Below are 9,260 nucleotides of genomic sequence, written 5' to 3' on the forward strand. Positions count from 1 at the left end.
CAATGACGGGGAGAGCTAACGGCCAACACTGACAAATAACAAACAACAACCAGGGAGCGCCGCCATGACCAGCAATCCGTTCGATCTCACCGGCAAGGTCGCCGTCATCACCGGCTCGTCGCGCGGCATCGGGCGGGCGTCGGCGGAGTTGCTGGCGAAGCTCGGCGCCAAGGTGGTGGTGTCGAGCCGCAAGGCCGATGCGTGTGAAGAGGTCGCCGAGGGCATCCGCAAGGACGGCGGCGACGCCCACGTCATCGCCTGCAACATTTCGCGCAAGGCCGAGGTCGATGGGCTGATCGACGGCGCCACCGCGAAATACGGCAAGGTCGACATCCTGGTCTGCAACGCCGCGGTGAACCCGTATTACGGCCCGCTGCTCGACATCCCCGACGAAGCCTTCGACAAGATCATGAGCTCGAACGTCAAGAGCAACATCTGGCTGTGCGCCCGCGCGATGCCGCAGATGGCCGAGCGCGGCTCGGGCTCGGTCGTGATCATCTCGTCGATCGGCGGCCTGCGCGGCTCGACCGTGATCGGCGCCTACGGCATCTCCAAGGCCGCCGACTTCGCGCTGTGCCGCAGCCTCGCCGGCGAATACGGCCCGAAGGGCGTGCGCGTCAATGCCATCGCGCCCGGCCTGGTGAAGACCGACTTCGCCCGCGCGCTGTGGGAAGACGAAGCTAATCTGAAGCGCCGCACCGCGAGCACGCCGCTGCGCCGCATCGGCGAACCCCACGAAATCGCCGGCGCCGTGGCGTATCTCGGCTCCGACGCCTCGACCTTCATGACCGGCCAGACCATCGTCATCGACGGCGGCGTGACGACAGCGTCGGTGTAGTAGACCCGTCACCGCCCTCTCGGTTGTCATTCCGGGGCGCGCGTAGCGCGAGCCCGGAATCCATACGCCGCAGCCTCTGCTCTCAGGCGCGGTGTTCATCATCGAAAGCATAGGGGTTATGGATTCCGGGCTCGCGCCAAGAGGCGCGCCCCGGAATGACGAACGCTGAGTGTGTATTCGCAAGTGGCAAAGGCGAGGAGCGCCTGGCTGTGTGCGTAAGCCTCACGCCGTCTCCACCACCTTTGCCCCCGCCACGATCTTGCGCAGTTCCGGCAGGCACGAGCCGCAATTCGTGCCGGCGCGCAGGCTCTTCCCGATCGCCTCGACGCTGACCGCGGCGCCGCTTGTGATCGCGTCGCGGATGGTGTGGAGGCCGACGCCGAAGCAGGCGCAGACGGTCGGGCCGGGGTCGGCAAGGCCGTCTGTGGAGCGGCCGGACAGGACGGCGCGGCGCTGCGGGGCGGGCAGCGCTTCGGCTTCGAACAGCGCCTTCACCGCGTCCCATTGCGGCGCCGCTTCGGCCGGCCCGACGAACAGGCAGCCGACCAACTTGCCGTCCTCGAACGCGGCGGCACGATAGCTTTGCCGCGGTTCGTCGAGATATTCGGCGAGCTCGACGCCACTGCCGAACAGTGCCGCGGCCTGCGCGCGCCATTCGGCCACCGGCGCATTGCTGGCAAACAGAGCCGCCGCGCCGCCGCGCACTGCCATCCTGGCCCACCAACTCTCGGCCGGCAGCGCCAACGCGCCGCGCGCCAGCGCAAAGCCACGCAGCGCGTGACTCACCGGCGCGATCGCTGCCGGCGTCGCCTTGGCTTCCGGCTGACCGGAGAACGGATCGGTGATCGGCGCCACCAGCGCGCCGACCCGCGCGGCCGCCGCGGTCTCGCCGCTCCAATGGATCGGCGCGAACAGCGTGCCACGCTGCTGGCCGGCGCTGATCATCACCCTCAGCACGCAGGCGCCGTAGCGTGTCGAGATCCGCGCGAAGCCGCCGTCGCTGAGCCCATGCTGCGCGGCGTCGTCCGGATGCACCTCGACGAACGGCTCCGGCAAATGCGCGCCGAGTCGCGGACTGAGGCCGGTGCGCGTCATGGTGTGCCACTGGTCGCGGATACGGCCGGTGTTGAGCAGCAGCGGGAAGGCGGGCGAGGGCGCTTCGTGCAGCGCAGGGAGCGCCGGCGCGATCAGCCGCGCCTTGCGGTCCGGCGTGTAGTAAGCGCCATTCGCGAAGAATCGCGAGTCCGCCAGCGGCGCGCCGGCGCGGGCCGGCCATTGCACGGGATCGAGCGCGTTGAACGCATCGTCAGACAGCGCGGCGAGCGCGCCGATGTCGAAATCGCGCGTGCCGTCGTTCTCGAACGCCGACAGCGCCGCGTGCTCGCGAAAGATCGCGGCGGCTGACGCGTAGTTGAAGGCCTCCGCGAACCCCATCCGCTGCGCCACCTGCGTGACGATCCACCAGTCCGGCCTGGCTTCGCCCGGCAGCGGCAGGAACGCGCGCTGCCGCGAGATCCGCCGTTCCGAATTGGTGACGGTGCCGTCCTTCTCGCCCCACGCCGCCGCCGGCAGCAGCATATGCGCGCCGGCCGCGACGGTGTCGTTGCTGAGGACGTTCTCGGAGATCACCAGCAGGTCGAGCTGCTTCAGCGCCTGCTGCACGAAGTCAGCGCGCGGCAACGACACCGCGGGGTTGGTCGCCATGATCCACAGCGCCTTGATCTCGCCGCGGCCGATCGCGTCGAACAGTTGCACCGCCTTCAGCCCCTCGCGCTGCGCCATGGCGGGCGCGCGCCAGAACCGGCCGACGCGGTCGATTGCGTCGGCATCGAACCCCATATGGGCGGCGAGCTGATTGGCGAGGCCGCCGACCTCGCGGCCGCCCATCGCGTTGGGCTGGCCGGTGAGCGAGAACGGCCCCATGCCCGGCTTGCCGATCCGCCCGGTGGCGAGATGGCAGTTGATGATCGCGTTCACCTTGTCGGTGCCCTGCGCCGACTGGTTGACGCCCTGCGAATAGCAGGTGACGACCTTTTCGGTGCCGCGGAACAGGTCGAAGAATCGTGCGATGTCGGCTTCCGCGACGCCGGTCGCCGCCGCGATGGCGGTGAGATCCGGCGCGATCTCGCGGGCGCGCACAAGCGCTTCAGTGAAGCCGGTGGTGTGCGCCGCGAGGTAAGCGTGGTCGAGCGCGCCCGTGTCGGCGAGATGCACCAGCAGGCCGCTGAACAGCGCCGTGTCCATGCCGGGCGCGACCGGCAGATGCAGGTCGTCGTCCTCCACCGTCGCGGTGCGGCGCGGGTCGATCACGACGATCCTGGCGCCGCGCGCGCGCTTGTTGGCGAGCATGCGCTGATACAGCACCGGATGGCACCATGCCGTGTTGGAGCCGACCAGCACGATCAGATCGGCCTCGTCGAGATCGGCGTAGCTGCCCGGCACGGTGTCGCTGCCGAAGGCGCGGCGATGGCCGGCGACCGAGGACGCCATGCACAGCCGCGAATTGGTGTCGACATTGGCCGAGCCGACAAAACCTTTCATCAGCTTGTTGGCGACGTAGTAATCCTCGGTGAGCAATTGCCCGGAGAGATAGAACGCGACTGAGTCCGGTCCGTGCTTCGCGATGGTCTCGGCAAAGCCGCTCGCCACGCTCGCCAGCGCATCGTCCCACGACGTCCGCGCCATCGTGCCGTCAGCGCCGCGCCGCATCGGATGCAGCAGCCGCGTCTCCAGCGCCAGCGTCTCGCCGAGCGCGGAGCCCTTCGAGCACAGCCGGCCGAAATTCGCCGGATGCTCCGGATCGCCGCTGATCGCCGCGCCGCCGCGTCCGTCCGGCTTGGCGAGGATGCCGCAGCCGACGCCGCAATAGGCGCAGGTGGTGCGCACCGCGAGGGGATGCTGCGCGGAAGCGTTCATCAGTAAACGTCCTGCTGATAGCGGCCGTGTTTCTTCAGGTCGGAGACGAAGGCGGTCGCTTCCGCCGGCGTGCGCGCGCCGTGCTGCGCGACGATGTCGACCAGCGCCAGCTCGACATCCTTGGCCATCCGCTTGGCGTCGCCGCACACATAGATGGTAGCGCCTTCGGTGAGCCAGCTCCACAGATCGCGGCCGACCTCGCGCATGCGGTCCTGCACGTAGATCTTCTCGGTGCCGTCGCGCGACCACGCCAGCGACAGTCGCGTCAGGACGCCGCTGCGCTTCATCGCGTTCAGTTCGTCGTCGTAGAAGAAATCGCAAGCCGAGCGCTGATGGCCGAAGAACAGCCAGTTCTTGCCGGGCGCCTGCACGGCCTGGCGCTCATGCAGGAAGGCGCGGAACGGCGCCACGCCGGTGCCGGGGCCGATCATGATGATCGGCTGGTTGGGATCGGCCGGCAGCGCGAAATTGTGCGCCTTCTGCACATAGACGCGCACCGTCTCGCCCGGCGCGACGCGCTCGGCGAGGCCGGTCGAGCAGACGCCGAGCCGCTGCCGCTGGCCGACCGTATAGCGCACGCAATCGACCGTCAGCGACAGCCGGCCGGGGATCGGTTTCGGCGACGACGAGATCGAATACAGCCGCGGCTGCAGTGGATCGAGGGCCTCGACGAAGGCTTCCGGATCGGGGCGGATGCCGGGAAACTTCTCCAGCGCCGCGAGCACGTCGAGCGTCGCTGCGTCGCCGTCCGGGTCCTCGCCATTCGCCAGCGCGCGGGCTTTCTTCCGCTTGTCGCCGCCGGTGATGTAGCTGATCAGCTGAAACAGCATGTCCGGCGCCGGCGCCAGCGACACGGCGTCGGTCAGCACGGCGCGTAGCGTCCGGTCCGCAATCGGGAAGTCACCGGGCGCGCCGAGCGCCTGCAGCACCAGCTCGACCAGCTTGGGATCGTTGCTCGGAAACAGCCCGAAGGAATCGCCGACCTCGTAGGCGAGGCCGTCCTCCAGTTCGAACTCGATGTGCCAGGTCTCCTTCTCGGAGGCGCCCTTGTTGAGCCGCCGGCGCGACAGCACCTTTGCGGTCGCCGGATTGTCGCGCGAGGTGCCGCGCGGCGGCAGCGCCGCTGCGGGCGCAGCCTCGCTAGCAGCCGCCGGCGCGGCAGCTGCCGCCGGTGCGCTGCCGACCTGTTCGGCCAGCGCCTTGACCATGCGGGCGGTGTCCTTGCCGCCGGGGGCGCACAGGTTCAGCCGCGTCTCCTTGCCTTCGAAGATCGCGGCCGAGTAGTTGCGGCAGTCGTAGCCGCATTGGCCGCAATCCTGCTGCGCCATCGCGGCCATCAGCTTCCAGCGCAGCGGCTTGCTCTCGGCGAGTTGCATCCGCTCGCTGATTGGTAGCGTCTGATCGTGCCACGGCGCGCCGCCGTCGTCGTCATCGGCAGCGGGCGCGGGGCCGCCGGCGAGCAGCGCTGCGGCTTGGTCGGGCGACAGCGCGGTGACGGCGGCGCCGTCGAGCGAGACGAGGCCGGCGAAGAAGCCGTTGAGCCAGGCGCGCTGCTCGTCGGAGAACGGCGCGTTGTCCGGGATCAGCATCGGCAGCGGCGGCGGCATATTCTGGCTCATGCCGTGGTCTCCGGCGCGGTGGCGAAGAGTTGCTTCAAGGCGGCCTCGTCGTGACGGCGGGTGAAGTCGAGGAAGGTTTCGGCCGGCGATGCGCGCCGCGCCAAATACACGCCGAGCATGCGCTCGATCACGCGCGGCGCATCCTCCTGCTTGACGTCGCGCAGCACCTCGGTGCCGATCGCGGCGCGGTCGCCGAATGCGCCGCCGACGTGAATGTGGAAGCCGTTGACGCTGTCTTCGTCGGAGATCGGCACGCGGGCGCCGATCAGGCCGATGTCGCCGATGTAATGCTGCGCGCAGGTGTTGTGGCAGCCGGTGACGTGGATGTTGATCGGCGTGTCGAGCGCGACGCGCGGCTCGCAATGCTGCGCGATGGCTTCGGCGGTTTCCTTGGTCTGCGCCGCGCCGAACCGGCAGCCAGTGGCGCCGGTGCAGGCGATCAGTCCGGCGCGCAGCGGCGTCGCCTCGATCGCGAGGCCGAGCGCGGCGATCGCCGCGATGGCGTCCTCGATGCGCGTATCCGCGACGCCGGAGATCAGCAGGTTCTGCCAGACGGTGAGGCGGATATCGCCGTCGCCATAGCGGCGCGCGATGTCGGCGAGGCCGCGCATCTGATCCGACGACAACCGCCCGAGCGACAGCCGCACGCCGATCCAGCTCAGCTCGTCCTGCTTCTGCCTGTGCACGCCGATATGCGCGCTGCGATCCTGCACCGGCCGCGGCTGCGCGGCCTCCGCTGCCACGCGCAGCAGCTTGCGCGCCAGCTTCTCCTCGACGAGCTTCAGAAATCCGTCGAAGCCCATCCGGTCGAGCACATATTTCAGCCGCGACTTGTTGCGGTCGGTGCGATCGCCGTGTTCGATGAAGACGCGCACGATCGCGTCCGCCACCTCGGTCGCCTCATCGGGCCGCACGATCACGCCGGTGTCGCGCGCAAAGTCCTTGTGGCCGGTGATGCCGCCGAGCGCGAGCCGGAACCACACGCCGGGCTCCACGCCAAACCCATCCGCGATGGTCACCGCCTGGAACGCGATGTCGTTGGTGTCCTCCAGCGTCGGGATCAGCCCGCCGCCGTCAAACGCGACGTTGAACTTGCGCGGCAGACCGTACAATGCGCGCTCGTTGAGGATGTGGAAGTGCCACTCGCGCGCATACGGCCGGGTGTCGAGCAGTTCCTGCGGATCGATGCCGGCGGTGGCCGAGCCGGTGACGTTGCGGATGTTATCGGCGCCGGAGCCGCGCGCCCACAGGCCGAGGCTCTCGATGCCCTCGATCAGCTTCACCGCGTGCTTCGGCTCGATCTCGCGCATCTGCAGATTGGCGCGCGTGGTGACGTGCGAGTAGCCGCCGGCGCAGCTGTCGGCGATGTCGGCGAGGCCCGCCATCTGCCACGAACTCAGCACGCCGTTGGGAATGCGCAGCCGGCACATATAGGACGTTTGCGCCGGCGCGACGTAGAACAGGCCGTAATAGCGCCAGCGGAAATTGTCGGCCGGCTTCGGCGGCACATTGTCTTTGGCCTGCTGTTTCAGCCGGCGATAGGCGTCGAACGGATGCTCATCGCGCTTCCATTTCTCCTGCTCGGCGAGCTTCTTGCCGGCGGCGGTGAAGCGGTCCTGCGCGGCGAGGTGGATCGCATCGGGGCCGGACGGCTGCGCCGCGCCGCCGGCGGGCAGGGCGCCGCGCTGCGCCCGCGCCGCGGTGACGCCGGAGGCAAAGCCTTCGAGATAGCGCTTCTGGTCGATCGTGAATTCGCTGCCCATCAGTCCCTCATGCCACGACCGCCGTCTCGGCGCGTTCGGCGAGCACGCGGCCGAACATCATGTCGTTTCGGATCGCTTCGATTGAACGGCCGGAGCGGATCAGTTCGAGATACCAAAGCCCGTCGCTGGTATCGCCAAACAGCACGCAGCCGGTCAGTCTGCCGTCCTTGATCACCAGCTTGCGATAGGCGCCGAGTCCGGGGTCGGTCATGGTGATCGCTTCGGAGCCGGCGCCGCCGAGGAAGTCGCCGGCGGAGAACAGATCGACGCCGGATACTTTGAGATTGGTCGCCAGCACGCTGCCGCGATAGGCGCCGTCGCCGCCGGACAGATGCGACGCCAGCGCGCGCGCCTGCTCATACGCCGGCTCGACCAGGCCGTAGCAGGCGCCGCGATGCTCGGCGCATTCGCCGACCGCGTAGATGCCGGGCAGGCTGGTCTGCAGATGATCATCGACCAGAATGCCGCGGCCGATCTCGATCCCGGCGCCGCGCGCCAGCTCGACATTGGGCCGGATGCCGGCGGCGACCACGACGAGGTCGGCGGGCAGGCTGCGGCCATCGGCGAGCTGCACCGCCTCGACGCGGCGCTCGCCGCTGATCGCCGCGGTGTCGGCCGAGAGTTCGACGGCGATGCCTTTGCTCTCCACCGCGCGCTTCAGCATCGTCGCGGCGACCTGATCGAGCTGGCGCTCCATCAGCCGGTCCATCAGATGCACGACGGTGACCTGCGCACCGGCCTTGGCGAGGCCGTAGGCGGCCTCGAGGCCCAAGAGGCCGCCGCCGATCACCACGGCGCGGCGGCCGCCGGAGGCGGCGGCTTCGATCGCGGCGACGTCGCTGAGATCGCGAAAGGTCAGCACGCCGGGCAGCTCCATGCCCTTGACGGCGAGCCGGATCGGCCTCGAGCCGGTGGCAATTACCAGTTTGGAAAACGGCAGCGTCGCGCCGGTGGCGAGCCGGACGCGGCGAATGCCGGCGTCGATCGCGGTCGCGGCGGCGCTCTCGCCGTACAGCAGCGTCACGCCGCGATCGCGCCACCATTGCGGCGGTCGCAGCTCGATCTCGGCCTTGGCGATCTCGCGCGCCAGCACCGATGACAGCAGCACGCGGTTATACGCCAGCCGCGGCTCGTCGCCGATCACCGCGATCGCGTAGCGGCCGAGCGCGCGCTTGGCCAGCTCCTCCACCAGCCGCACCGCCGCCATGCCGTTGCCGATGATGACGAGAGGCTCGCTCATGGATGCGCTTGGCCTTGCAGGAAAGCGAAGGCGCCGCAGCGATCTTCACCCTCCCCTGGAGGGAGAGGGTCGGCATGCAGCCCGCAAAGCGGGGTGCGTGCCCGGGTGGGGTGAGCCGCGGGCACTGCGGATGAACTCTTCGCCACCCCACCCCGCTCGCTGCGCGAGCGACCCTCCCCCTCCAGGGGAGGGTGGGGGCGCCGTGCGTCGCGGCTAGAGTTCGAGCGCACGCGCGATGTCGCAAGCGTCATCATCACGCCGCCACACCATAAGCTTCGGCGATCATGTAGGTCGACAGCGTGGTGTAGGCGCCGGTCCAGGCCTCTTTCAGCTCCGGCGTCCAGGCGTCGCCGAGGCCTTGTTCGAGCGTCCACAGCAGCGCGGCGCCGACCGGCGCGTAGTACGCGGCGGTGACACCGTAGCCGACATGCGCCTTGGCGAGGCGGCTGGCGGCTGGCAGGATCGACGGCAGGTCGGTCAGGCCGCCGACCACGACGGCCAGCGTGCCCATCAGCTTCTTGCCCTGTTCGCGAATGTCGGCTTTCGCAAACAGCGGCTTCACCTCGGGCGCGATCTCGAACAGCCGGCCGTAGAACAGGCTCGCCGCCTGGTCGGAGATCGGCGCGACCTTGGCAAAACTCTGCTGCACGAGGGCGATCTGGTCGGGAGTCATCGTTGGTCCTCCGGTTCGGTCGTCATTGCGAGGAGCGAAGCGACGAAGCAATCCAGTCTGTGCTCGCGGTATGGATTGCTTCGCTGCGCTCGCAATGACGGGTGCCTCAGTCTCACGCTTGCCACTCATCACTCCGTCATTCCGGGATGCGCCCCTGTTGGGGCGCAGGCCCGGAATCCATACTCCCGGCGGTGGTTATGGATTCCGGGCT

6 protein-coding genes are annotated in these 9,260 nt (G+C 69.0%); 1 reads left to right on the top strand and 5 read right to left on the bottom strand.

The window, feature by feature from the left end; all coding sequences use genetic code 11:
* The first annotated feature begins 64 nt into the window (after positions 1-64).
* A complete protein-coding gene (locus tag D4Q52_RS14385; RefSeq protein ID WP_119857250.1) occupies positions 65-838 on the top strand; it encodes an SDR family NAD(P)-dependent oxidoreductase in 774 nt (257 codons plus the stop codon).
* Between the two features lie 222 nt (positions 839-1,060).
* Here D4Q52_RS14385 and D4Q52_RS14390 read toward each other — a convergent pair whose 3' ends face one another.
* The 5 genes from D4Q52_RS14390 to D4Q52_RS14410 all read right to left on the bottom strand — a co-directional run bounded on the left by D4Q52_RS14390 (position 1,061) and on the right by D4Q52_RS14410 (position 9,049).
* The gene (locus tag D4Q52_RS14390; protein WP_119857251.1) at positions 1,061-3,754 is read right to left on the bottom strand and encodes a nitrate reductase; all 2,694 of its coding nucleotides are present in this window, start codon (positions 3,752-3,754) and stop codon (positions 1,061-1,063) included.
* The gene (locus D4Q52_RS14395; RefSeq protein ID WP_119857252.1) at positions 3,754-5,373 is read right to left on the bottom strand and encodes a sulfite reductase subunit alpha; all 1,620 of its coding nucleotides are present in this window, start codon (positions 5,371-5,373) and stop codon (positions 3,754-3,756) included. Before D4Q52_RS14395 ends, D4Q52_RS14390 begins: the two co-directional genes overlap by 1 nt.
* Entirely contained in the window at positions 5,370-7,136 is a 1,767-nt protein-coding gene (locus D4Q52_RS14400; RefSeq protein ID WP_119857253.1) for a NirA family protein, read from the bottom strand. Before D4Q52_RS14400 ends, D4Q52_RS14395 begins: the two co-directional genes overlap by 4 nt.
* Before the next feature lie 7 nt (positions 7,137-7,143).
* Positions 7,144-8,376, bottom strand: a complete 1,233-nt coding sequence (locus D4Q52_RS14405) for an NAD(P)/FAD-dependent oxidoreductase (protein WP_119857254.1) — start codon at positions 8,374-8,376, stop codon at positions 7,144-7,146.
* A 253-nt stretch (positions 8,377-8,629) separates the two neighbouring features.
* Positions 8,630-9,049 carry a globin family protein gene (locus D4Q52_RS14410; protein WP_119857255.1) on the bottom strand — a complete coding sequence of 140 codons (420 nt, stop codon included), beginning with the start codon at positions 9,047-9,049 and terminating at the stop codon, positions 8,630-8,632.
* Between the last annotated feature and the right edge of the window lie 211 nt (positions 9,050-9,260).

The sequence above is a fragment of the Rhodopseudomonas palustris genome, assembly GCF_003591005.1.
Lineage (GTDB): Bacteria > Pseudomonadota > Alphaproteobacteria > Rhizobiales > Xanthobacteraceae > Rhodopseudomonas > Rhodopseudomonas palustris_K.

Bases quoted from the DNA above. Each gene is read 5' to 3' on its own strand.
- D4Q52_RS14405 (WP_119857254.1), bottom strand. From the start codon at position 8,376: ATGAGCGAGCCTCTCGTCATCATCGGCAACGGCATGGCGGCGGTGCGG.
- D4Q52_RS14400 (WP_119857253.1), bottom strand. From the start codon at position 7,136: ATGGGCAGCGAATTCACGATCGACCAGAAGCGCTATCTCGAAGGCTTT.
- D4Q52_RS14410 (WP_119857255.1), bottom strand. From the start codon at position 9,049: ATGACTCCCGACCAGATCGCCCTCGTGCAGCAGAGTTTTGCCAAGGTC.
- D4Q52_RS14385 (WP_119857250.1), top strand. From the start codon at position 65: ATGACCAGCAATCCGTTCGATCTCACCGGCAAGGTCGCCGTCATCACC.
- D4Q52_RS14395 (WP_119857252.1), bottom strand. From the start codon at position 5,373: ATGAGCCAGAATATGCCGCCGCCGCTGCCGATGCTGATCCCGGACAAC.
- D4Q52_RS14390 (WP_119857251.1), bottom strand. From the start codon at position 3,754: ATGAACGCTTCCGCGCAGCATCCCCTCGCGGTGCGCACCACCTGCGCC.